Genomic DNA, 22,556 nt, shown 5'->3' on the forward strand with positions numbered 1-22,556 from the left:
CGCGACGGGCCGCCGCCGGCCCGCGGGAGCAGCAGATTCGCCGCCGTCCAGCGGTCACGTGCCGCCGGAAACCCACCCCCGGTGCCTCCCGCCTTCCTCTCCCGGCGACTCGCGGGAGAGGGCCCCGGCCACCGGGGCCGGGCGGAGCTGCGAAAGGCGGACGTCCGTGGTGGGTGGTCCTGGGCAGGTGACCGGGGACGACACGCTACTCGGCCGGGTGGCGAAGAGCGCCGGAGCCGGTGAAGCGGAGGTCACGACCGGCCGGGGAGCCGGCCGTGATCGCTGGCGTACGCGGCGAAGACCTCCGTCGACGTTCCACCCGTATGGAGAAACCGCTCGTCCAGAGTGACGGCGAGATCTTCCAGGGTGTGGCCCAGTACGGCGGCGGCCATCCGTACGTCCTCACGCTCACTCGCAGGCCCCCGCCTGGCGAGGGCTTCGGCATAGCCGATCATGGCGGCCAGTGACAGGTCTTCGTCACCGTCGTAGAAGTAGTAGGCCTCGGCGTACTGGGTGAAGTCGACGCGGATACGGGCGACTTCGGCGGCGAGGCTCTCCATGAGACGGGCGCTGGCCGAGCCTTGCAGTTGCTGTGGCGACGGTTCGACGCGACGCAGCATGGCCAGTCGCAGCGCCAGGCTCCGTCTGCGGGTGAGAGCGGGATAGATCTCCAGCACCCAGGAGACGGCGGCCGTGAGCAGAGCGAACCCGACCAGTGCCTCCAGCGGTGCGACGACCCGGAGCCAGCCGGCGTTCGGCGCGATGTCTCCCAGGCCCAGGGTGGTCACGGTGGCCAGGGACAGGTAGAGAGAATCGAGCATGCCGGTGCGCTCGCCCGGTTCCAGCCCCGCTGCGAAGGTGAACTCCTCCGGCATGTGGGGCAAGTAGACGATCGCCCACCCCAGGGCGATGGTGAAGGCCCACATGCCGACCACGGTCACCAGCGCGAGCGGCCCCACGAGTTCGGCCACGCCTCTGCGGGCGGGGAAGGCGTGGGACAGCCGCCACAACGCCGTCATGACGACACGGCTGACTCCCCCTCTGCGCGTCGGATGCCAGAGCGTGTGGAACAGGTCCCGCAGGGCGCCGAGGACGAGTGCGACGCCGGTCAGCGAGATCAACCAGCCCATGCCGCTCCTCCCACCCGGAGCTCAAGTGGAGTGTTCGCGGGGGCTCTCCCGCGAGGACGCCCGGTGCACCGCCGAGCCGGCCGGCCGGTACGTGGCGGGGGCGCCTGCCGATGATGACACGGTCCTGGTCGTGGACCGGTTTCATCGCGGGGCCGTCTCCGGTCGTGCCGCTCGGCGACGCCTGCGGAACCGGGAGCGCGACGGTCCCCTCCGCGACCGTCACTCCGTGCGCGGGCCTGCGGGCGTCCTGCCTGCGACGTTCATGCGACCAGGGCGGAGGGGACGAGGATCGCCGTGCTGGCGACCCCCGCGGCCACCGCCAGGACCACGTAGGCGAACCAGCGACGGATGGTTGCGGCGGGGAGGCGGGGCGCGATGCGGGCCGCTGCGAGGGAGACGGCCAGGGACGTGCCCGCGAAGAGCAGCAGGACGGTGAGGTCCATGCTCGTCACGGCACTCGCGTGCGCGGCGAGCCCGGACACGGAGTTGACGAACACCACCGCCAGGGACGTGGCAACGGCCTGCTGCGGCCCCAGACCCAGCAGGAGGCTGAGAGCCGGGACGATGACGAAGCCACCGCCGACGCCGAACAGGCCCGTCAGCAGACCGACACCGAGGCCGGCGAGAAGCGACTTGGGCAGACAGCTGCGCCAGTTGACGCCCCCGTCCCGGGTGCGGCAGGCGCCGACGGGTTCGTCCGAGCCGCGCAGCATCCGGATCGCCACCACAGTCATCAGTACGGCGAAGGCGAGGAAGAGCCAGCGTTGCGGCAGGAGGCGGCCCAGTGCGGCACCTGCGAACGCGGCGGGGATCCCTGCGGTGCCGAAGACGCCGGCGATGCGCCATTGCACTTCACGGCGACGCTCTCGCGGCAGCACGCCGCCGAGCGAGGAGACGGCCACCACAGCGAGGGAGACGGGGATCGCGGCATGCAGTGGATGCCCGACGCCGTAGACGAGTGCGGGCACCGCCAGGATCGACCCGCCGGCGCCGAGCAACCCCAGCGCCAGTCCGATGACGGCTCCGAAGAGCGCGGCCAGGATACTGATCACCTCTTGTCAGTGCATGAGAACGGCGGGGGAAGACCTTCCGTACAGGTCCCGTGGTGAGGGCACGGTGCGGCCCGTGGCGGGGACGGTCGCCCCGTCCCCGCCACGGGGCCGACGCGTCTCAGATCTCCGCCATGGACACTCCGGCCCGCTCGGCGGCGCCGAAGTCGTCGTCGACGATGACCGCTGCGCGGCCGGCCTGCTCCAGCAGCGATGCGCCGGCGGTTGCCCGGTATCCGCTTCCGCAGTGCACCCACACGGTGCCGTCGGGGATCTCGGCCAGACGGGCCTTGAGTTCGTACAGCGGGATGTGGACAGCACCGTCGACATGAGCGGCGCGGAACTCGTTGTGGGTCCGCACGTCCAGGACCACGCCGGCCTCCGGCAGACCGTCGACGCGGCCGTGCTGAACCGCGGCGAGATCCTCGAAAGTCGCTGTGGGGGTGTCACGCGTTCGTGACTGCCCGGTGGCGAGTTCGGCGGGTTGGCCGGTGGCAGCGCCCGCGAGGGCGTCGATGCCGATACGGGCCAGCTCTCGCTGTGCCTCCGCGACCTGTTCGCTGGTTTCGCCCACCAGTGTCACCGGTGCGCCCCAGTCGATCATCCAGCCCAGCCAGGTGACCATGGGGCCGTCCAGGCCGAGGCTGACGATGCCCGCGAGGTGCGAGGCCGCGTACGCCTTGCGGCTGCGCAGATCGATCACCCACTCGCCCGCGGCCAGACGCCGGGCCAGTTCCTCCCGGGACGCCGTGGCCGGAGGCCGCAGGTCCAGGGGCTCTGGCCCGCGGGCGTTCTGCACGCCCATGTGCGCGTAGTAGGCGGGGTAGGCGTCCAGGCCGGACAGGGTCTGCTCGACGAACTCGTCCTCCGCCAGCGTCAGAGCCGGATTGACGCGAAGCTGCTCGCCGATGTCCGCGGCGTCCCCGGAAGGGGGAGTGGCCGAGCAGAAGCTGCCGAACCCGTGGGTCGGCCAGATGTGGGCGCCTTCGGGGAGGGCCTGGACGAGCTTGCGGGCAGAGGCGTGCTGGTGCCGTGCGAGATCCCGGCTGTGTTCGGGGCCGAGCAGATCGGTGCGCCCGGTGGTGCCCAGCAGCAGGGAGCCGCCGGTGAACACACCGACCGGCCCGGCTTCGCCCTCCAGGACGTACGACATGTGGTGGAAGGTGTGCCCAGGCGTGGCGACCACGCGCACGCGCATGCGGCCGGACAGCTCGATGACGTCGCCGTCCCGCAGGGGCCGATGCGCGAACGGCGCCCGGTCGGCCTCCGCGACCCCGTATTCGGCACCGGTCAGACGGGCCAGTTCCAGACCGCCGGAGACGTAGTCGTTGTGCACGTGCGTCTCCAGGACCGCGGTGATCCGCACTCCCAGACGCCCGGCCTCGGCGATCACCCGGTCGACGTCGCGCTGCGGGTCGATCACCACGGCCACTGCGCCGTCGGCGGCCAGGTAGCTGCGGTCGCCGAGGGAGGACGTGGCCACGGTGGACACCACCAGACCGCCTGCCAGAGATCCCGCTGCCTGTGTGGTTGCTGTGCCGGTCACGGCGTACCTCCTTCGATCTTGCGGCCGGACTCGATCCACGCGGCGGTTCCACCGGCGACGGAAACGGCCGGAATACCTGCCTCCCCCAGCGCGCGGACAGCTTCGGCACTGCGCCGGCCGGAGTGGCACACCACGTGCGCTCCTGCACGCGCAGAAGCGGCGGGGGCGGCCAGCAGGTCCTCGAACGGCATGTTCACCGCGCCGGGTACATGGCCTGTTGCGTACTCCTCGGGCGAGCGGACATCGATCACCTGCACGTCGCCGAGGTTTCGTTGGGCTTCCAGTTCCTCGACGGTCACTTCGCGCACCGTGCGGGTCATACAGCGAGCCTCCTCACTGAGCGAACCGGTCCTTGGACGGATGCAAGCCACGGCAGCGGTCCCTCGGGAACCGCCGTGCGACTGCCTCAGGTGAACAATACCCCCCGGGGTATTATTTCGCCGAGGAGGGTGCACAGGGAGGGGAATGCCGAAGCCGGCGGGGGTCCGAAGTCGCACCTCGGGCGGAAGCGGGCCCACCGGCACGGCAATGGCCGGCGACGCAGGGCCCGTGCCGTCCTCTAGCCCGTTCCCGGCGGGATCGCGGACCGGGAGACGCCCGCTCCTGCGGCCCGCCCTCGTCACGGCCCCCGAAGATGCGGGAGCACGCGAACAGGCGGGAGGAGGAAGGAGAAGCGAGGGCTGGACGACGACAGCGGTGCGTGGCGGGCGGCGGCCGTGCGTGGCGGGCGACTGTGCACCCCGGGACGCCGGCACTCGGCCGGCCCGGGGCGCTCGACCGGAGCGCCCACCCCAGGACACTGAAGCCGGAGAACCGGCGGACAGCGCCGTTCCAGGCGGCTTCAGGACCGTCCACGACCGCGGGACACGACCGGGATGCTCAGGCCAAGGACAGGAACAGCTTCTCGAGGCGTGCGCGCAGCCTGTCCCGGTCCTCCGCCTCTTGCGGCTCCTCCGTCAGGCAGTGCTGCAGCCCGGTGGCGATGATCGAGAAGCCTGCCCGGTCCAGGGCCCGGGAGACCGCCGCGAGTTGCGTGATGACTTCCTCGCAGTCCCGCCCGTCTTCGATCATCTTGATGACTCCGGCGAGCTGACCCTGAGCCCGCCGCAGACGGTTGAGTGCCGCCTTGAGCTCGTCGGCGGCCATGTTCAGCTCCACTACGCCTCCTCCTGATACCCCTAGGGGTATTGTACTCTCGTCAGGGCAAGCCCGTCGGCCCGTTGCGAAAGGACCCCCATGCCCGCCCCTGCAGCCTTGCGGCCCGCTGAGGCAGCACCACGCGTAGGCGACTACACCGTGATCGACGTGCGAACCCCCAGCGAGTATGCCTCCGGACACCTGCCCGGAGCCCACAACATCCCCCTCGACCAGCTCGCCTCCGCGGTGCCCGCCCTGCAGGAGGTCGCTGCGCGCCACGAGTTGCTCGTCGTGTGCGCCTCAGGTGCCCGCTCCGGCCAGGGCTGTGCCGCCCTGGCGGAACACGGCATCACCGCCACCACCCTCACCGGCGGCACGCACGCCTGGGCGGAGCAAGGACATGAGCTCGAGCACCCCGACGACGCCCGTGCCTCCTGGCCGATGGAGCGCCAAGTCCGGTTCACGGCCGGAGCCCTCGTCCTGCTCGGACTTCTTCTCGCCCTGCTGGTCCACCCCGCCTTTCAGCTCATGTCTGCCTTCGTCGCCGGCGGTCTCGTCTTCTCCGCACTCACCGACACCTGCGGTATGGCTGCCGTGCTGGCCAAGCTCCCCCACAACCGCACACGCCCCTCCGACCTCCGCGCCACGCTCGACGCCCTCCCCACCCGGTAGCGCACGTGGGGATGCGCCGGGACCCCGGTCGGAGCGCTGTGCCCGGTCTCGCCGACACCGAGGCAGGACAGAGCTCTGACCCGGGGTCCCTCAGGTTGAGCGGAGAACGCGGCGCGCATGCGCGGCCCGGCGGTCCGGAGCGCAACCCGTCGCGGAGGAGCCTCTCGCATCCCCCGCAGCGAGCCCATCGGGGATCATGAAGCATGCGACTGGACGGCTGGCACCTCACCGAAGACGTCGACGGCTTTCTCGCCCGAGCCGGAGACTTCCTGCGCTCACGCCCCGCCCTGCACACCATGCCGCTGACGGTCACCGAGAAACTGCGCACACGCGGTGCGGACGCATACGGCGCCCACGCCCCCGTCCTCGGCCGGCTGGAGCGAGAGGGCAAGGTCCGCGCCACCTTCTACCGCCTCCCGTCCCGCGGTCTGAGCCTCACCCCCCTCGGCCCGGAGCAAGCCGACACCCTCGCCGCTCATCTGGCCGCCCTCGGGTACTCCCTTCCATACGTCAGCGCGGATCACAGCACCGCCACGGCTTTCGCCGAGGCATGGCAGCGGCACACAGGCGCAGCGCCGACGCTCAGCAAGCGGATCCGCCTGTACCGTCTCGGCACGCTCACCCCGCCGGAGCCGCTCCCGGAGGGCCGGGGCCGAGTCGCGGGCGAGCGGGACCATGAGCAACTGGTCTGCTGGTGCGGCGAGTTCGCCGATGCCGTCGGAGAAGTCCCCGCCGTGGACGCGGACTCCTGGGCGGGCTCGCGCTTCGCCGACAAACACTTCACGTTCTGGGAGACCCCGGACGGCACTCCCGTCTCCATGGCGGCCGTGACCTCGATGATCGGCGGCATGGTCCGGGTGGACCCCGTCCACACCCCGGCTCACTTCCGGGGCCGTGGTTACGCGGGCGCCGTGACGGTCGAGGTGAGCAGGGCCGCGCTGGCCGCAGGCGCGACGGACGTCGTGCTCTTCGCGGACCCTGCCAATCCCACCAGCAACGCCCTCTACCGACGCATCGGATACGTCCCGGTCACCGACTGGGCCGTGTACGACTTCGCGCCGGCACGCATCGACTGAGACACAGCAGCGGATGCCCGACCGAGATCGAGCGGGACGCGTGGGCGGATGCCTCAAGACGTCCGGGACCGCCTCACCTGCGCAGAACACTTCATCTCTTGTCGCGCAGAGGGCGTTCGCAAGCCGCGGTGTCGCCACCGTGGGGCGGACCTCAGCCATTGACGGCCTCCGCGATCTGCCGGGCGGCCTGGGCGGGCGTGAGGTGAGTGGTGTCGACGACCTCGGCCTCGCCGTGCAGCCACGTGCGGGCGGCCTCTGCGTAGGGCTCGACGTGTTCGAGACGGAACGGGGAGTCGGGGCCGATGACAGTGTCGCCCGCGATGCGCGCGCGGAGGGTGTCCTGGTCGGCGTGGAGGACGAAGTGCCGTACCGGAATGGCATGCTGGGCGAGGCCCGTGCTGATCTCGCGCCAGTACTGCTCGACCAGGACGGTCATGGGCATCACCAGAGCGCCGCCGGCGTAGTCGAGTACGCGGCGGGCGCCGCATCCCTCACGCCGCCGCACCGCCGACTTCCGAGACATCGAGCTCACCCGCCGCGTACCGGCGGCGCAGTTCCTTCTTGTCGAGCTTTCCGACGCTGGTCATGGGGAGGGTCCGCAGCGTGGTCCAGCGCTCGGGAAGCTGCCAGCGTGCGACCCGGTCCGCGAGGTGAGTGCGCAGGTCCGCGAACTCGGCTGCTGCACCGCTGTGCCGGGTGTGCTCCGCCCAGACGATCACGGCGAGCGGGCGTTCGTCCCAGCGTTCGTCCGGTACGCCGATGACGGCGGCTTCCCGTACGGCCGGGTGTGCCGTCAGATGGTTCTCCAGGTCGACCGAGGAGATCCACTCGCCGCCGGACTTGATGACGTCCTTCGCACGGTCGGTCAGCGTCACGAAGCCGTCGGGGGTGACGGTGCCCAGGTCACCGGTGCGCAGCCAGCCGTCCCGGAACTTCTCCGGCGCGTCGGTGAGGTGGTACGAGCCGGTGATCCACGGCCCGCGTACCTCCAACTCGCCCACGGTGGAGCCGTCGTGCGGCAGAACGTCGCCGTTCTCGGTGGTCAGGCGCAGTTCGACCGCGGCCGGTGGCCGTCCGGCGGTCGACCGGTAGCGCAGGGCGTCCCCGGGTTCCTCCGCGTGGTGCGGCGCACGTGCCACCGTGCCCAGCGGCGACGTCTCGGTCATCCCCCAGGCGGCGATCACCCGTACTCCGTGCCGTTCCTCGAAGCCGGTCATCAGCGCGGACGGGCAGGCGGCGCCCCCCACCAGCACCTCCTGGAGGGAGGAGACGTCACCGCCGTGTGCGTCGAGGTGTGCGAGGAGGGAGGACCAGACGGTCGGTACCGCGGCGGCGGTGCCGGGGCGTTCGGCAGCGATGAACTCGGCCAGCGGGGCCGCCTGCAGATGAGGGCCGGGCAGCAGCAGCGACGCACCGGACATCAGCGCCGCGTACGGAAGCCCCCAGGCCATCGCGTGGAACATCGGCACGACGGCGAGGGCCCGCACGGAGTCGTCGAGGCACAGGGCATCGGGCATGCACACCTGCATGGAGTGCAGAAAGACCGAGCGGTGGGAGTAGACGACTCCCTTGGGGTCGCCGGTCGTTCCGGACGTGTAGCACATCGCCGCGGCCGAGTCCTCGTCCGGCTCGGGCCAGTCGAACCGCTCGGGCGCTGCGCGGAGCAGCTCCTCGTACATGTGGGTCGCCACGCCCGGCAGCGGCTCGGGCGGCTGTGCGCCGCCGACGACGATCACATGCCGGATGCCGGGGAGTCCGGGCAGCAACGGCTTGAGCAGCGGCAGCAGGCTCTCGTCGACGAGGACGATCCGGTCGTCCGCGTGGCGGGCTATGTGGCAGAGCTGCTCGCGCGGCAGCCGCAGGTTCAAGGGGTGGAGAACGGCACCCATCGCGGGGACCGCCAGATACGCCTCCAGGTGCGCCTGGTTGTTCCACATCAGGGTGGCGACACGCTGGTCGCCGTCGATGCCGAGGCCGCGCAGGGCGGCGGCCAGCCGGGTCGCGCGGGCAACGGTCCCGGCGTAGGTGACACGCCTGGCTCCTCCTTCCGTCCAGGTGACGGCTTCACTGCGGCCGTGCACGGTGGCGCCGTGGCGCAGCAGGGTGGTCACGGTCAGCGGGCGGCGCTGCATGGTGCTCAGCACAAGGACTCCTGGGAGGAAGGAGGAACGGTCGGCAAGTGGGGGCGTACACCCGGGTGTCGGGGCAGGAGGTGGCAGTCGGTGCCGGGCGGCGTCCGGATCGAGGACGTCGAGGACCTTGCGCCGGGCCACCGGGGTCGGGCCGCATGGTGGTGGCGCTGCGCTGCTGACACCGGCGGGAGATGGCGGTTCAGTCCGCCGGTTCACGCCGTACGCGGGCCCGCTTGTGCAGTACGGCGATGGACGCGAGCGCGATCACGGCCAGAACCATGACGTAGGCCGAGACAGCCATCGACGTACCGCTCGCCTCCAGCAGCAGCACCATCATGAACGGGGCCAGACCGCCGCCGGCCACCGCCGCGAACTGATAGCCCAGCGACGCACCGGTGTAGCGCATCTCGGCCGTGAACAACTCGGCGAACAGGGCGGCTTGGGGCCCGTACATGATGCTGAGGAAGCAGCTCGTGACGAACGTGCCGACTCCCAGCAGCCACAGCGAGCCGGTGTCGATGAGCAGGAACATCGGCACCGCCCAGACGAAGAGACCGACGGCCCCGGCCGTGTAGACGGGCAGCCGCCCGACGCGGTCCGAGACGGCTGCGGCGCCGGGAATCAGCACGAGTTGGGTGAGACTGACCAGCAGCGAAACCATCAGGACCGAGCTGCGCTGCATGTGCAGGCTGCGCGTCGTGTAGTCCAGTACGCCCGTGATGATGATGTAGAACGTGGCCGTGTTGACGGCGAAGGAGCCGCCGGCCAGCAGGACGGTCCCCAAGTGGTGCCGCAGGATGGTGCGCAGCGGCGAGCGCGCAGCGCCCTCGCGTTCGGCCAGTTCACGCTCCGCCTCGCGGAACTCCGGCGTCTCCTCGACCCGCGTGTGTATGTACCAGGCGAGCAGCAGCACGAGGATGCCGACGGCGAACGGTATCCGCCAGCCCCACGAGCTGAACGCGGCGTCGTCCGTCACGCTTCCGGTGACGAGGAAGGCCACGTTGGCCGTCACCACACCGATGGGCACGCCCATCTGTACGAGGCTGCCGTAGAGCCCCCGCTTGCCCTCCGGTGCGTACTCGGTCGCCATCAGCATCGCGCCGCCCCACTGCGCCCCGACGGCCAGGCCCTGAAGCACGCGCAGGGCGACCAGGGCGATCGGAGCCGCGACCCCGATCCGGTCGTAGCCGGGGAGCAGGCCGATGGCGGTGGTGGCGAGACCCATCGTGGTCAGCGCCAGTACGAGCATCGGCTTGCGGCCGCGCTTGTCGCCGAGCTGCCCGGCGATGATGCCGCCGACGGGGCGGGCGAGGAAGCCGACCGCGAACGTCGCGAAGGCGGAGAGGACTTCGGCGACGGGACTGCTGGAGGGGAAGAACTTGCCGCCGAGTACGAGGGCGGCAGCTATGCCGAAGATGAAGTAGTCGTACCACTCCACTGCCGAGGCCGCCGCTGCGGCAGCGGCCACCTTGCGCCGGTTGGTCTTCCGCGGGGTCGGGTATCCGGCTGAGGTCTTATCCATGGCTGTCCATTGCTTCACGCTCCGGGGTTGTGACGCGGGGAGAGGCGACGGTGAGCGCCGCGCCGCAGTTCCGGGCGAAATGCGTTCCTGGGACAACAGGACGTCCGGCGGCTCCCGATCGGCTGCATCCGAGCATCCGGACGCCCTGCTGTCCCAGGGGTGTCGCCGAAGCCGTTGCCACGGCCAAACGGGGATGTGGCTCCCTTGTGCACGGTGCACAACGAAAGCGGTGCTCTGCCGCCCGTCCCTACCGTTCACCGACGCGCCGTGCCACGCTGCCCGTCATGGAGCCGGCCGCGCTGTCACCGAACGCGCTCCCCGACGATGTGCCGGGAATCATCGGGGCGATCCGGGACGAACTGACCGGCCGCTTCGCATCGGCCGCCGACGACCTGGCGGCCACCACACTGCGCGACGATCCCGCGTACGCCGCACTGATCACCAGGACCGAGCTGTCCCAGCGCATCCACCGCAACCTGTGCCAGGCGCTCACCGCCGTGACCCAGCATGCTCAGGGTCTGCCCATCGACCTGGACGACGCGTTGAGCACCGGCCACCGCAGAGTGCAGCAAGGACTGCCGCTGGCGTCGCTGCTGCACGCCTACCGGCGCGGCGGACGCCTGCTGTGGGAGGTCGTCACCGAGGTCGTCGCGGAACGCGAGCCGGAGGCCCTGCCCCGGCTGCTGCCCATCGTGTCCGTCATCTGGGACGTGGTGGAACAGATCACGGACGCCGTCGCCGAGTCCTACCAGCAGGCCGACGCCGCACGGGCCGCCCGCGACCAGGTGCGACGGCACGCCCTGCTGGACGCGCTCCTCGAAGGCTCCGGGGCGGCGGCGGGGCTCGCTTCCGAAGCCGCGTCGCTGCTGGGACTCCCGGAACGTGCCCGGTACGCCGTCGTCGTCCTGCGTGCCGACCCCGCGGGGCGACCGCCCTCCTCCGATGCCGGTTTCCCGGGCGAGGCATCCGGCGTGCGGATCCTGTGGCGCATCCGCGCCGACGGCGAGACGGGCCTGGTCCACCTCGGGGACCGTCCCGCGGAGACCCTGCGGGAGCTGCTCGCCCCGCACGCCGTACGGGCGGGAGTGAGCCCGGTCGTCGGCGCCCTCTCGGAGGTGGGACGGGCCCGCTGGCTGGCGGAGCTGGCACTGCGCACCTGCGGACATACGGGCCCGAAGACCGCGCTGCTCGATGAGCGTCTGCCGATGGCACTCGTCGCCGCGCAGACCGAACTGGCCGGACGGCTGCGCACGGTGGTCCTCGGCCCGGTCCTCTCCCTGCCGCCCGACGACTGCGCCACGCTGCTGAACACGCTGGAGATCTGGCTGACGTCCTCGGGCTCCATGTCCGCCGCCGCACAGCGCCTGTACTGCCACCGCAACACCGTCGCCAACCGGCTGCGGCGGCTGGAACAGCTCACCGGGCGCTCACTGACCGATCCGGCTCGCATCGTCGAGACCTCCCTCGCCCTGACAGCGGTTCAGCAGCTCACGCGGTGGCACAGTGCAGACTCACTGGCCGACAGGTCGACGGGGAGCCTGCGCGAAACGTTCAGGCAGAAGTGAGGGGCGCGGCGCCGAAGGAGACGGCGAAGGTGTCGCACCAGATGCTGACGCTGGTGTAACGGTCCAGATCGAGATTCGCAGGCAACTTGTAGTCCTGGTTGCCCTGGTTGGACTTGAGGTCGCCGAGGCTCACGTAGGCGCCGTCGTCGAACACCCGCGCGCCGGCCTCTCCCGGCTTCACCGGTGCATCGGTGACCCACACGCGGACGTCCTGGCCGCTGGTGCTGCTGGTGTTCAGGTTCTCCATCCGCAACACCCTGGAGCCGTCGGGCATTTCGACGACCTTCACTTTTCCAGCGGTCGGGTGGTCATGGCTGATCAAGTCACCTTCGGCCAGCGTCAACGGTTCGAGTCGGCTGGTGGAGCGCAGAGTCTTGTCAGTGGCCTGGCTGTGCTGCTCCTTGAGAGCCTCCGCCGCAGGGGGCTGTGCCTCGTTCACGTCGTCGTCCCACGTCTGCCACTGCCACGCCTGGATCAGCCAGTAAAGCCCCGTGCCGAGCGCTGTCAGTCCGACCACCAACACGCCGATGGCCAATGTCTCGCCCACCAGTTTCCTCGCCCGTCTCACTACTGCCTCCCGGTATTAGGCTCCCCCCTTGCGGGGTGTGCGCGCTTGTCGCCCGCCGTTTGAGCCGACCTCGGCGATCCGCCGCAGGGACTTACCGAGTTCACGCGCCGACGCTGGTGTCGGGGAACCCGTCGGAGCATTACCGAATCCTTACGGAACCGGCAGTGTCCGTTGGAACAGCCCTCACGGATCTTGACGTATGGGCTGTCGTGCGGCCGCTCCCATCGTCTGAGCCGACGGCCTCGAAGCGGCCCCCGGGATCTCACGGGGATGTCAAGTCGCTCCTCCTCGGCCGGTGGTGGGAGCCGTGCCACGGGCCCTGCGCGACCGGAGCCCCCCGCGCCGCAGCGTTGTGCCGCCTGCACAGCCGTCGCGGCCCCGGATTGGTCGCCTGCCCCGACCTGTCCCGCGTCGTCTGTATCCGGCCGTGGTCCGGTGCTTCGGTGTGCCGCGAGACGTACCCCCCATCGCCATGAGGAGGCCACGATGACGTGGCGACGACGTATCGCCGGACCGCTCATCGCTGTGGTGTCGGCACTGACACTGATCACCCTGCCGGCGCTGCCCACAGCCGCGGCCGAACGGGAGGAGCCCGCACCGGCGGCGAAGAGCGCGGCAGCCCCCTGGGAAGACCCGGGACCGTACGGCGTCAAAGTCAAGATCGGCCTGACGCACACCTTCTACTACCCGGACGGCATGGGCGACGGCGGGCGCACGCATCCGGTGATCCTCTGGGGCAACGGCACCGGCGTGATCCCCGGCGTCTACAGCTCCCTGCTGCGGCACTGGGCCGGCCAGGGATTCATCGTCGCCGCCGCCAACACCCCGAACGGCAACTTCGGCATCTCGATGCTCCACGGCATCGACAAGCTGACCGACTGGAACGCCGACCCGAGCAGCGAGTTCCACGGGCGGGTGGACCTGGCCAACATCGGTGCCAGCGGGCATTCCCAGGGCGGCTCGGGCGCGATCAACGCCGGAGCCGACCGGCGGGTGAAGACCACCGCGCCGATCCAGCCGGGGCCGCTCAACTCCCCCTCGGCGCTGCGCGGACCCGCGCTCTTCCTGGCCGGTGAACGCGACCTGATCGTGCCGCCCGCCCTGGTGCGGTCCCTGTATGACCACGCCGACCAAGTACCGGCCGTCTACGCCGAGTTGAAGGGCGCTCGTCATGTGACCACGGTGGGTGACGCGGGCGGTTTCCGCGGGGCCACCACCGCCTGGTTCCGGCATCAGCTGATGGGCGACGCCGCAGCGGGAGCGCTGTTCTTCGGACCGGACTGCGGGCTGTGCGACGATCCGGCCTGGTCGGACTTCCGCCGCAACTCCCGCGCGGAGCCGTCGACAGCGGCTACCACGGCGAAGACGGCCCTCACGTCGGCCGAGGCGAACACGGCCACGGCGGCCACCGGCAGCACGGCCACCAAGGCCACCAAGGCCACAGCCACTCGGGCAAGCACTCCCCAGCAGCAGTCCGAGAAGATCCGCTACGTAGCGCTCGGGGACTCGGCCGCCGCCGGGCCGTTGATCCTCCCGCCGGACCTGCGGCAGCCCGGCTGCCTGCGGACCACCCGCAACTACCCCGCCCGCACCGCCCGCGCGCTCGGCACCGCTGAGTTCACAGACGTGACGTGCTCCAGCGCCAGGACCACCGACCTGACCGATTCCCAGAAGACCCCACTGGGCCCGGTGCCACCGCAGCTCGACGCGCTGGACGCCGACACCACCCTCGTCACCCTCCACATCGGCGCCAACGACATCTCCCTGAGCAGCCTGATGGGCGATTGCCTCAACCCGCTGCGGCTACCGCTGAGAAGCCGCTGCGCCGACACCTTCCAGGAGAACGGGCGCGATCAGTGGAAGGAACGGATCGCCCGCCTCGCGCCCCGCATCGACGACACCATCGGCGCCGTAAAGGCCCGTGCGCCCAGGGCCGAGGTGCACGTCGTCGGCTACGGCAGTTACCTGCCGCCCGGCGGCTGCCACCCCAGGGTGCCGATCCTGCCGCGCGACGCCACCTACATCCACAGCACCATCGGGCACCTCAACACCATGCTGGAACAGCGCGCCGCCGCGCAGGGCGTGCACTACATCGACCTGGCGGCCGGGAGCACGGGACACGACGTCTGCCGTCCGCCCGGCACCCGCTGGATCGAGCCCTACGTGCCGGCGTCCCCCGCCGTCCCGTTCCACCCCAACGCCTTGGGCATGGAAGGGTTCGCACGCATCGTCACGGCGGCCGTCACCGCCGCCTGAGCCCCCGGGCCCCTGGCTGAAGCCTGTCGGGCGCGTGGCTCCCTGAGCCTCGTGGCCACGCGCCCACGGCAGACGTACGCCTCGACGACCCGGCGAAGACACCGTCGACTCGCCCTGGTGACAGCACACCCCGCCGGCGCACGGTTCGCGCTGCCGACGGGCGTGCACACGCTCCGACCTCGCGCACCGTTCACGGCCGCTTTCCGGGGGAGCCGAGACGGCCCGACCCGGCAGCCGGGCGAACTCGCCCACCGTGCCGCCGAGTTCGCTTACTCCGCCGACGAGCAGTCCGCCCGTCCCCGCCCGCCCGGCTGAGGAGCGTCAGCGGCGCCGGCGGCGTGCGAGGCGGCGGAACGCCCGCTGTCCGCCGGTCGGTGCGGGCAGTACGCCCGCGACCGCGTCGGCCAGCAGGGTGCCGACCGTCTCCGCCGCGCACGTACGGTTCGCGCCGATGCCGCCCGAGGGCCCGCGTTTGATCCAGCCGACGACGTACGTTCCGGGTCTGCCGGTCACCCGGCCGGCTTCGTTCGGAACGGTCCTGGTGACCTCGTCGAACGGCAGCCCCGGTTGGGGCGCTCCGCGGTAGCCGATCGCACGCAGCGCCATCCCGGCCTGGATCTCCAGCTCACCGTCGGCGCCGGTGACGCGCACCGCGCGGATGTCTCCGTCCCCGCACACCTCCACGGGCCCGGAACGGAAGCGGAACACGATGCGGCGCCGTCCTGCCGCACCCGGAGGCGCGGACCAGTCGACGGATTCCCGCGCCACGCCCCGCAGTACCGACGCCTTCTCGTTCGGCCCGGCGGCGTCGATGGCCGCCCCGATCCGCGGATCGTGGTCGTCCACGAGCAGGTCCGGCCCGGGGAGGTGCTTCAGGGCGAGCAGTTCGGACCGGGTGTACGCCGCGTGTTCGGGGCCGCGGCGTCCCAGCAGCACCACCTCGCGCACCTTGCTGCGGCGCAGCTCCTCCAGCGCGTGTCCGGCGATCTCGGTACCGGCCAGCGTCTCCGGGTCGGAGACCAGGATGCGGGTGACGTCGAGGGCGACGTTGCCGTTGCCGACCACGACCACCCGTTCCGCGGAGAGGTCGACGGCGTCGGGCGCGACCTCCGGGTGCGCGTTGTACCAGGCGACGAACGTGGTCGCGGAGACGCAGCCCGTACGGTCCTCGCCGGGTATGCCGAGCCGCCGGTCCGTGGCGGCGCCCACGGCGTAGATCACCGCGTCGTGGTGTGCGGCGAGTTCCTCGGCCGTGACGTTCCCGTTCCCGTCCCCGCCGACTTCGAGGCGCAGGTGCGTTCGCGCTCGCGGATGGGTGTGGAAGCGCGCGAAGGCGTCGCCGATCTTCTTGGTCGACGGGTGGTCGGGCGCCACCCCGTAACGGACGAGCCCGCCGGGCACCGGAAGCCGGTCGATGAGCGTCACCTCGGCCCGGGTGTGCAGCAGCAGGTCCTCGGCGGCGTACATACCGGCGGGCCCGGTGCCGACGATCGCGACCCGGAGCGGCCCGAAGTCCGCAGGCAGGACACGGTCGAAGGCCGGCTCGCCCCACTCGTGGAGGTTCGGCCCGGGGCCGTCCGCGTCCGGTGGTGCGGGCGCCGCCTCCGGGCGCTCGAAGTAGGCCGCGTTGATGCCGGCGTACTCGCGCTGCCCGTCCGCCAGACGGTCGACCGGGAAGACGGCGTCCACCGGGCAGGCGTCGGCGCACGCACCGCAGTCGATGCAGGTCTTCGGGTCGACGTAGAGCATCTCCGTGCTGCCGAAGTCCCGCTCCCCGGGCGCGGGATGGATGCAGTTGACCGGACAGACGGTCACGCAGGTGGCGTCCGTGCAGCAGGTCTGGGTGATTGCGAAAGCCATGTCGTCCGCTCGCGTGGGGTCGTCAGATCAGGTGGGCGCGCTTGTAGAAGTACAGCGCGGGCCTGGTGAGCAGTCCGACCGAGGTCAGGAACTCCATCAGGCCCGAACAGCTGGAGCGCAGCATCGACTTGTGGTGCTCGTTGGCCTTCGCCTCGCGGACGGCGCGTGCCTCGTCCAGCCCGGCGTTCGCATAGACCTTGCGGTTCACCATGCTGGTGACGATGACGTAGGACGCCACGGCGATCATGACCGAGTGGATCTGGCGGCGCAGCCATCCCGCGCGCGCGAGGCGCTTGCGCGTCTCGTCGCGGGCGAACCTCATGTGCCGTGATTCCTCGACGACATGGATGTTGTTGATGGTGCGGACGAACGGCACGACCCGCTCGTCGCGCATCCAGTCGCGCTGCATGACGTCGAGCACCTCTTCGGCGACCAGGATCGCCGCGTACGCAGCCTCGCCGAACGCGACGGTCTTGAAGAACCTGCCGAGTTCCACGGCGACCCGGTGCGGACGGTAGGCCGGGGCCCGCAGCTTCTTCGCTCCGCGGGCGAACATGATCGAGTGACGGCACTCGTCGGCTATCTCCGTGAGCGCCCACTGGAAGGTGTCGTCCGTCGGGTCCTTCGCGTAGATGTCCCGCAGCACCATCTGCTGAAGGATCATCTCGAACCAGATGCCGGTACTGGCCACCGAGGCGGCCTCCTGCCGCGTCAGCGCCTTGCGCTGCGCGTCGGTCATCTCGGCCCAGTAGCGCGTCCCGTAGAGGGTGCTCCACTCCGGACTGGCGCCGTGGAAGTCCTCGTCGAGCGGTGTCTCCCAGTCGACCTCGGTGAGCGGGTCGTACGAGAGCTGCTCGGACGATTCGAGCAACCGCCGAGCGATGCCGTCCTCGAGGGGCTGGTTCTGGGTCTCCGGCCGCGGGGTGCTGACTGCCATGCGGGGCTCCTGAGATCGAGTCCGGGAAGTACCTCATCCATTGCTGCTATTACCAGCGGTAACGCTCTTTGTTGACGGACTGTATAGCAAGGGCCGCCGCGTGCCTACCCCCGAGTACGCATCGAGAGGACCCGGACCGGCGGCTCGACGGCACCCGGGACGGCGCGGCAGTCGTCCCGCGAATACGACAGCCACCGCGCCCATCCACAACCACCGCTCGTGACAGATGCGCCACAGTTGCAAGCACCTTGCTTGCAATAGTTAGCAAGAGCGGGCATGGTGGAGGGCATGGCTTCCCTGAACGTCGGCAATGTGGGCGAGTTCCTGCGTGAGCAGCGGCGCAACGCCAAGCTCTCGCTGCGGCAGCTCGCCGACGCCGCCGGGGTGTCCAACCCGTACCTGAGCCAGATCGAGCGCGGCCTGCGCAAGCCGAGCGCCGACATCCTCCAGCAGCTCGCCAAGGCGCTGCGGATCTCGGCCGAGACGCTGTACGTACAGGCCGGGATCCTCGACGAACGGGACCGGGAGGACCTGCTGCAGGTTCCGGCCGCCATCCTCGCGGACTCCTCGATCAACGACGGGCAGAAGCAGGCGCTGCTCCAGATCTACGAGTCGTTCCGCAAGGAGAACGGGCACACGGCGTCCGAGGAGCCCGGAAAGCCCGGCGAGACCGAACCGCCCGGGCAGGCCGGGGAAACCGGGCCGCCGGGAAAGCGCGCACAGACCGCGGACACCCGGAAGAACGAAGCCGAGGCCCATGAGGCCGACGCCCGATAGCACTACGTCCAGCAGGGAGAGACCTTCCATGCCCAACGGCAACGACCTCCGCAAGACGATCACCGACCCCAAGCCCCTCTACTTCGCAGCCGGCGTGCTCGACAAGATCCGCGAGGAGGCCCCCGAGCGGATCGCCGCCGTACGCGCGACCGACCCCAAGGAGGTGCAGGCGCGCGTCAGCAAGCAGGCGAAGGAGACTCAGGCGAAGGTCAGCCAGACCCTGGGGAACATCGACACCGACATCAAGAAGCTGCGCGAACAGGCGCAGCACCTCGCGCTCCAGAGCCTGGGCGTGGCCGCCGAGTACGCCGTCAAGGCACGTGAGACCTACGACGAGCTGGCCGACCGCGGGCGCGGCGCCGTGAAGAACTGGCGCGGCGAGAACAGCGACGTCCCGGAGGTCACCGTCGAGCGCGAGCCGGTGAAGGTCGCCGAGCCGCCGTCCGAGCCGCGGCGGAGCACCACCGGGCCGGGCGAGGCGAAGGCAGCGGACGACGCCCCGTCGACGGCCGGGCAGACGGCCGCCGCACGCAGGACCACGACGGCGAAGACCACCACGGGCAAGACCGGCACGGCCGGCACCGCCGCGGCCGGGAACAGCGGCGCCAAGTCCGGTACCGCCAAGTCCTCCGCCCAGAAGAACGCCGACGGCAAGGCGGCCACCGGCAGGACGGGTACCGCGAAGTCCAACGGCGGCCGGAAGTCGTCCCCGAAGTCCGACTCCTGATCTCGGCGGCACTACGGCCACGACGGCCGCACAGTTACCGTCCTCCTCGCCGGACCGGCCCGGGCACAGCCCGGATGACCGGTCCGGCGAGCGGGTACGGTGGCAGGACGGACGGCCCACAGGGTCACCGCACGGCCGCCGACCGAGCTGACGTGCTCAGCGACTCACCGACTCACGAACTCGCAGGGATGTGGACAAGATGATGGAGGGGTTCCTCGGGGTACTGGGAGTGATCTCCATGGTGCTCCTGGCCATGGCGGTGTTCGCCTTCATCGACGGAGCGATGCGCCCGACCAGCGCTTACCCCGCCGCGAGCAAGCAGACCAAGATGTTCTGGATGATCATCCTCGGTCTGACCATCGCAGCGAACATGTTCCAGATCCTCTTCCTGCAGGTAGCGGGCCTGATCGCCACGATCGTCTACATCGTCGACGTCCGTCCCGCCCTGAAGCAGGTCACCGGGAACGGGCCGCGCCGTGGCGGCAGCAGCAGCGACGGACCGTACGGGCCCTTCAACGGCCGCTGAGCCGACCGCTCTCGGCTGTTCCGCGTCCGTGTTCCGCGGCCGTGCTCTGCGTCCGTGTTCCGCGGCGCTCCCGGCCGCGGTTCCGGCGACGCCTTCCGGCCCCGGGCCGGCCGCAGGCTCACGGCGCCACCCACGTGACCGAGGAGTTCCGGCTGCCCGAGCGGCGGGGCAGCGGGCCGCCCTCGGTGGGCTCACCTCCGGTCGAGCAGCAACACCGCGACGTCGTCGGTGAGTTCGCCGCCGTTCAGCCCGCGCACGTCCTCCATCGTCGCGTCGAGCAGCTGCTCCCCTTGCGCGCCCTGCGCCATGCGCGCGGTGACGATCTCCAGCATCCCTTCCTGTCCGAGACGCTGGCGTCCCTCGCCGACCCGGCCCTCGATGAGGCCGTCGGTGTACATCAGCAGACTCCAGGCCCTGCCCAGTTCGACCTGCCGCCGCGGCCAGCGGGCTCTCGGCAGCACACCCAGCGCGGGCCCGCTCTCGTCGTACGGGAGCAGCCTCGGGGCCGTGCCCCCCGCACCGGCGACCAGCGGTGACGGATGTCCGGCGAGGCAGACGCCCGCACGGTGCCCGTCGGGGGAGATGTCCACCGTGCACAAGGTCGCGAAGACCTCGTCGCTCGGACGCTCGTTGTCCAGCACCTTCTGCAGCGTCCCCAGCAGCTGGTCGCCGCACAGTCCCGCGAAGGTCAAGGCGCGCCAGGCGATGCGCAGTTCGACGCCGAGAGCCGCCTCGTCGGGGCCGTGGCCGGACACGTCGCCGATCATCGCGTGGACTGTGCCGTCAGCTGTGCGCACGGTGTCGTAGAAGTCGCCGCCGAGCAGGGCTCGGGAGCGGCCGGGGCGATAGCGGGCGGCGAAGCGCAGTTCGCTGCCCGCGAGGAGCGGCGTCGGCAGCAGGCCGCGTTCCAGACGCGCGTTCTCCTGCGCACGCAGCCGTGATTCGGTGAGCTGTCGCTGGGCGAGGTCGGAGCGCTTGCGCTCGACGGCGTAGCGGATGGCGCGGTTGAGGAGCCGCCCGTCGAGCTCGTCACGGAAGAGGTAGTCCTGGGCGCCGACCCGCACGGCCTCGGCGGCCCGTTCCGCGTCGGAGCCGTCGGTCAGTACGAGCACCGCGTGCCGGGGTGCGAGGCGCAGCACGTGCCGCAGCATCTCCAGCTCGTCCGTCTGCGGACCGTCCTGCTCCGCGGACCGGTCCGTACCGGTGCCTCCGCCCGCCGCGGCGCCGCCTCCCCGGCTGCCTTCCGCCGCACCCGCCTCCTGGGCTGCGGCTCCGCCCTGGGCGCCGGTGAGGGCGAGATCGAGCAGGATGCACTGCACGTCGTCGGTCAACAGCCGTTCGGCTTCGGTGAGATTGCGCGCTGTGCGCACTCTTATGCGCTCGCCCGAGGCGTCGGAGTGTCTGTCCCCGGGGAGGTATCCGCCGGCGGCGTCGAGCATTTCGGGGACGCTGCGTCCCCCTGTGCGGCTGTCCTCGATGACCAGCAGCGACAGCCCGCTCTTCGCGGGCCCCGCGGCCCGGCCGGGCCCGCCGGCCTGGCGCGGTACAGACGCACGCGGCGACGCGGACACGGCGTCCTCGCGCGGCACGCCTACGGGCATATGTGCTTCCTTCCCTCCCCCCGAGGGTGCGGTCGCGTGCCAGCCGGCACACCACCGGGCCCGGCCGGCGGCGCTGGTCCCCCGCGCCCGCGTCGACCGGACTGTGCAGGGGACCCTAGCGCCCCCGCACGTATGTACGGAATGGCTGCCGGCAAACCTCACATGGCATATGCCTGCACACGCAGCCGGCTCGTCCTCATTTGTCCGGACGGACGACGCCCTTGATCAACAGGGAGCCGGCCCCCGCAACGGTGATCTGGCGGCCTGTACGGGGTGCGTGGACCATCTCGCCGCCGCCCACGTACATTCCGACGTGGCTTGCGTCACGCTTGTAGATGATCAGGTCTCCGGGCCGCATCTCCCTCAGCGGCACCCGCGGCAGCTGCCTCCACTGCTCCTGCGACGTCCGCGGTATCTCCTCCCCCGCCGCCTGCCAGGCACGGAGAGTCAGCCCCGAGCAGTCGAACGTACGGGGCCCCTCGGCGCCCCACTCGTAGTCCTTGCCGATCTGGTTCGTGGCGTAGGCGATCGCACGCTTCCCCGCCTTCGACGCCTTGCCGCTGATCTCGTCCAGCACGCCGGATTCCAGCCACTGCGACTGCCGCGCCCACGCCGCTTCGTCCTCCAGCTGCCTCAGCCGCTTCAGCTCGTCCTTCGCCAGCCGCGATTCGAGCTGCTCGGCCCGCTCCAGCTCCTTCTCGACCTTCTTCTTGGCCGCTGCCTTCCGCTTTCGGTTCGCCTCCAGCGCCCGCAGCTTCGCCGAGGCCTCGTCGGCGTACTTCTCCAGCTGGAACTCGCTGCGGGCGAGCGTGGTGATGACGCCCTTCGCCGCCCGCTGACCCTTCCGCATGATGAAGGCGTCACGCATGAACGCCTCCGGGGACTCGCGCAGGATCAGCCGGGCCTCGTCCGGCATCCCACCGCTGCGGTACTGGGCACGGGCCAGCGCTCCCGCCGTGTTCCTGTACTCCCTCTGCTTCACGCGCAGCGCCGCGGCCTTCTTCTTCAGGCTCTCGACGGCCTTCTCCTGCCCCTCGGCGCGCTCCTCGGCGCCGTTGTAGGCCTCCGCCGCCGCCTCGGCCCTGTCGTGGAGCCGGTCGATCTGCTTCTGGACGTCCTCGAGGCTCGGCCCGCTGACACCGGCCGTCCCGTCGCCACCGCCCGGACCGCCCGGGTCGGCGTGCGCGGTTCCCGCCGCAGGCACCGCCAGCATCCCGAGCACGCAGGCCGCCACCACTGCCCGGTGTTTCGCCGTACCGCCCACCCTTGCCCCCTCGTGGTCACGTCCGCCGTACGCACAGCCACGTGCTGCGCCTGCCGGCCCGCCGGGTCACGGACGGCGGACGGCTCGTCAGAAACCGTCAACTTCCGTCCACTCAGCGGATGGTGCCACGCGCTCACGGAGAACAACAGGCCCGCAGGCGCCGCCCCGTGCCGCTGAACCAGTCCTTCCGAGCCCCCTCGCGCCTGGTCGG

Annotated in this window: 19 protein-coding genes and 1 pseudogene; 7 read left to right on the forward strand and 13 right to left on the reverse strand. The window is 70.9% G+C overall.

Annotation, left to right across the window (positions count from 1 at the left end):
- Window positions 1-251: 251 nt before the first annotated feature.
- From ACFPA8_RS11135 to ACFPA8_RS11155, 5 genes are all read right to left on the reverse strand, one after another.
- Complete coding sequence (locus ACFPA8_RS11135) at window positions 252-1,130, reverse strand: potassium channel family protein (protein WP_386446119.1); 879 nt, start codon at window positions 1,128-1,130, stop codon at window positions 252-254.
- 260 nt (window positions 1,131-1,390) lie between these two features.
- Window positions 1,391-2,182: a sulfite exporter TauE/SafE family protein gene (locus ACFPA8_RS11140; RefSeq protein WP_386446122.1), complete on the reverse strand. Its 792-nt coding sequence runs from the start codon at window positions 2,180-2,182 to the stop codon at window positions 1,391-1,393.
- Between the two features lie 118 nt (window positions 2,183-2,300).
- Complete coding sequence (locus tag ACFPA8_RS11145; protein WP_386446124.1) at window positions 2,301-3,725, reverse strand: rhodanese-like domain-containing protein; 1,425 nt, start codon at window positions 3,723-3,725, stop codon at window positions 2,301-2,303.
- Window positions 3,722-4,045: a rhodanese-like domain-containing protein gene (locus ACFPA8_RS11150; protein WP_386446127.1), complete on the reverse strand. Its 324-nt coding sequence runs from the start codon at window positions 4,043-4,045 to the stop codon at window positions 3,722-3,724. The genes ACFPA8_RS11145 and ACFPA8_RS11150 overlap by 4 nt, the downstream gene beginning before the upstream one ends.
- A 559-nt stretch (window positions 4,046-4,604) precedes the next feature.
- Window positions 4,605-4,883, reverse strand: a complete 279-nt coding sequence (locus ACFPA8_RS11155; protein WP_386446130.1) for a metal-sensitive transcriptional regulator — start codon at window positions 4,881-4,883, stop codon at window positions 4,605-4,607.
- A 78-nt stretch (window positions 4,884-4,961) separates the two neighbouring features.
- On the opposite strand from ACFPA8_RS11155, the gene ACFPA8_RS11160 reads away from it, so the two are divergent.
- Window positions 4,962-5,534, forward strand: coding sequence for a rhodanese-like domain-containing protein (locus ACFPA8_RS11160; RefSeq protein WP_386446133.1), 573 nt, complete (start codon window positions 4,962-4,964; stop codon window positions 5,532-5,534).
- 203 nt (window positions 5,535-5,737) lie between these two features.
- Complete coding sequence (locus tag ACFPA8_RS11165) at window positions 5,738-6,610, forward strand: GNAT family N-acetyltransferase (RefSeq protein WP_386446135.1); 873 nt, start codon at window positions 5,738-5,740, stop codon at window positions 6,608-6,610.
- 151 nt (window positions 6,611-6,761) lie between these two features.
- On the opposite strand, the pseudogene ACFPA8_RS11170 reads toward ACFPA8_RS11165, so the two are convergent.
- The 3 genes and pseudogenes from ACFPA8_RS11170 to ACFPA8_RS11180 all read right to left on the reverse strand — a co-directional run.
- Window positions 6,762-7,091 (reverse strand): annotated as a pseudogene (locus ACFPA8_RS11170) (ATP-binding protein); the annotation flags it as partial.
- A gap of 10 nt (window positions 7,092-7,101) precedes the next feature.
- Complete coding sequence (locus ACFPA8_RS11175; RefSeq protein ID WP_386446138.1) at window positions 7,102-8,754, reverse strand: long-chain fatty acid--CoA ligase; 1,653 nt, start codon at window positions 8,752-8,754, stop codon at window positions 7,102-7,104.
- A gap of 187 nt (window positions 8,755-8,941) precedes the next feature.
- Window positions 8,942-10,264 (reverse strand): MFS transporter, encoded by a 1,323-nt coding sequence (locus tag ACFPA8_RS11180; protein ID WP_386446141.1) that lies wholly within the window; start codon window positions 10,262-10,264, stop codon window positions 8,942-8,944.
- A 284-nt stretch (window positions 10,265-10,548) separates the two neighbouring features.
- On the opposite strand from ACFPA8_RS11180, the gene ACFPA8_RS11185 reads away from it, so the two are divergent.
- Window positions 10,549-11,829, forward strand: coding sequence for a PucR family transcriptional regulator (locus tag ACFPA8_RS11185; protein ID WP_386446144.1), 1,281 nt, complete (start codon window positions 10,549-10,551; stop codon window positions 11,827-11,829).
- Here the strand turns inward: ACFPA8_RS11185 and ACFPA8_RS11190 are convergent.
- Complete coding sequence (locus tag ACFPA8_RS11190; protein ID WP_386446316.1) at window positions 11,816-12,379, reverse strand: DM13 domain-containing protein; 564 nt, start codon at window positions 12,377-12,379, stop codon at window positions 11,816-11,818. The genes ACFPA8_RS11185 and ACFPA8_RS11190 overlap by 14 nt on opposite strands.
- A 504-nt stretch (window positions 12,380-12,883) precedes the next feature.
- Between ACFPA8_RS11190 and ACFPA8_RS11195 the strand changes: the two genes are divergently transcribed.
- On the forward strand, window positions 12,884-14,653 hold the full coding sequence (locus ACFPA8_RS11195) for a GDSL-type esterase/lipase family protein (protein WP_386446147.1): 1,770 nt from the start codon (window positions 12,884-12,886) through the stop codon (window positions 14,651-14,653).
- A gap of 321 nt (window positions 14,654-14,974) precedes the next feature.
- Here ACFPA8_RS11195 and ACFPA8_RS11200 read toward each other — a convergent pair whose 3' ends face one another.
- Together ACFPA8_RS11200 and ACFPA8_RS11205 are read right to left on the reverse strand one after the other, a co-directional pair.
- Entirely contained in the window at window positions 14,975-16,513 is a 1,539-nt protein-coding gene (locus ACFPA8_RS11200) for an FAD-dependent oxidoreductase (RefSeq protein WP_386446150.1), read from the reverse strand.
- 22 nt (window positions 16,514-16,535) lie between these two features.
- Window positions 16,536-17,450, reverse strand: coding sequence for an AurF N-oxygenase family protein (locus tag ACFPA8_RS11205; protein ID WP_386446153.1), 915 nt, complete (start codon window positions 17,448-17,450; stop codon window positions 16,536-16,538).
- 288 nt (window positions 17,451-17,738) lie between these two features.
- Between ACFPA8_RS11205 and ACFPA8_RS11210 the strand changes: the two genes are divergently transcribed.
- The 3 genes from ACFPA8_RS11210 to ACFPA8_RS11220 all read left to right on the forward strand — a co-directional run bounded on the left by ACFPA8_RS11210 (window position 17,739) and on the right by ACFPA8_RS11220 (window position 19,480).
- Window positions 17,739-18,227, forward strand: a complete 489-nt coding sequence (locus ACFPA8_RS11210; protein WP_386446156.1) for a helix-turn-helix domain-containing protein — start codon at window positions 17,739-17,741, stop codon at window positions 18,225-18,227.
- 28 nt (window positions 18,228-18,255) lie between these two features.
- Window positions 18,256-18,954, forward strand: a complete 699-nt coding sequence (locus ACFPA8_RS11215) for a hypothetical protein (protein ID WP_386446159.1) — start codon at window positions 18,256-18,258, stop codon at window positions 18,952-18,954.
- Between the two features lie 199 nt (window positions 18,955-19,153).
- Entirely contained in the window at window positions 19,154-19,480 is a 327-nt protein-coding gene (locus tag ACFPA8_RS11220; RefSeq protein WP_386446318.1) for a DUF2516 family protein, read from the forward strand.
- A 191-nt stretch (window positions 19,481-19,671) separates the two neighbouring features.
- Here the strand turns inward: ACFPA8_RS11220 and ACFPA8_RS11225 are convergent, their stop codons facing one another.
- Together ACFPA8_RS11225 and ACFPA8_RS11230 are read right to left on the reverse strand one after the other, a co-directional pair.
- The gene (locus ACFPA8_RS11225; RefSeq protein WP_386446162.1) at window positions 19,672-21,081 is read right to left on the reverse strand and encodes a PP2C family protein-serine/threonine phosphatase; all 1,410 of its coding nucleotides are present in this window, start codon (window positions 21,079-21,081) and stop codon (window positions 19,672-19,674) included.
- A gap of 196 nt (window positions 21,082-21,277) precedes the next feature.
- Entirely contained in the window at window positions 21,278-22,345 is a 1,068-nt protein-coding gene (locus ACFPA8_RS11230) for a C40 family peptidase (RefSeq protein ID WP_386446165.1), read from the reverse strand.
- Between the last annotated feature and the right edge of the window lie 211 nt (window positions 22,346-22,556).

The sequence above is a fragment of the Streptomyces ovatisporus genome, assembly GCF_042653885.1.
Lineage (GTDB): Bacteria > Actinomycetota > Actinomycetes > Streptomycetales > Streptomycetaceae > Streptomyces > Streptomyces ovatisporus.

What these genes read in the sequence shown, in the direction of transcription:
- ACFPA8_RS11135 (WP_386446119.1), bottom strand. Translation starts at nt 1,130, where the DNA reads ATGGGCTGGTTGATCTCGCTGACCGGCGTCGCACTCGTCCTCGGCGCC.
- ACFPA8_RS11200 (WP_386446150.1), bottom strand. Translation starts at nt 16,513, where the DNA reads ATGGCTTTCGCAATCACCCAGACCTGCTGCACGGACGCCACCTGCGTG.
- ACFPA8_RS11205 (WP_386446153.1), bottom strand. Translation starts at nt 17,450, where the DNA reads ATGGCAGTCAGCACCCCGCGGCCGGAGACCCAGAACCAGCCCCTCGAG.
- ACFPA8_RS11185 (WP_386446144.1), top strand. Translation starts at nt 10,549, where the DNA reads ATGGAGCCGGCCGCGCTGTCACCGAACGCGCTCCCCGACGATGTGCCG.
- ACFPA8_RS11150 (WP_386446127.1), bottom strand. Translation starts at nt 4,045, where the DNA reads ATGACCCGCACGGTGCGCGAAGTGACCGTCGAGGAACTGGAAGCCCAA.
- ACFPA8_RS11225 (WP_386446162.1), bottom strand. Translation starts at nt 21,081, where the DNA reads ATGCCCGTAGGCGTGCCGCGCGAGGACGCCGTGTCCGCGTCGCCGCGT.
- ACFPA8_RS11160 (WP_386446133.1), top strand. Translation starts at nt 4,962, where the DNA reads ATGCCCGCCCCTGCAGCCTTGCGGCCCGCTGAGGCAGCACCACGCGTA.
- ACFPA8_RS11215 (WP_386446159.1), top strand. Translation starts at nt 18,256, where the DNA reads ATGCCCAACGGCAACGACCTCCGCAAGACGATCACCGACCCCAAGCCC.
- ACFPA8_RS11210 (WP_386446156.1), top strand. Translation starts at nt 17,739, where the DNA reads ATGGCTTCCCTGAACGTCGGCAATGTGGGCGAGTTCCTGCGTGAGCAG.
- ACFPA8_RS11220 (WP_386446318.1), top strand. Translation starts at nt 19,154, where the DNA reads ATGATGGAGGGGTTCCTCGGGGTACTGGGAGTGATCTCCATGGTGCTC.
- ACFPA8_RS11195 (WP_386446147.1), top strand. Translation starts at nt 12,884, where the DNA reads ATGACGTGGCGACGACGTATCGCCGGACCGCTCATCGCTGTGGTGTCG.
- ACFPA8_RS11180 (WP_386446141.1), bottom strand. Translation starts at nt 10,264, where the DNA reads ATGGATAAGACCTCAGCCGGATACCCGACCCCGCGGAAGACCAACCGG.
- ACFPA8_RS11165 (WP_386446135.1), top strand. Translation starts at nt 5,738, where the DNA reads ATGCGACTGGACGGCTGGCACCTCACCGAAGACGTCGACGGCTTTCTC.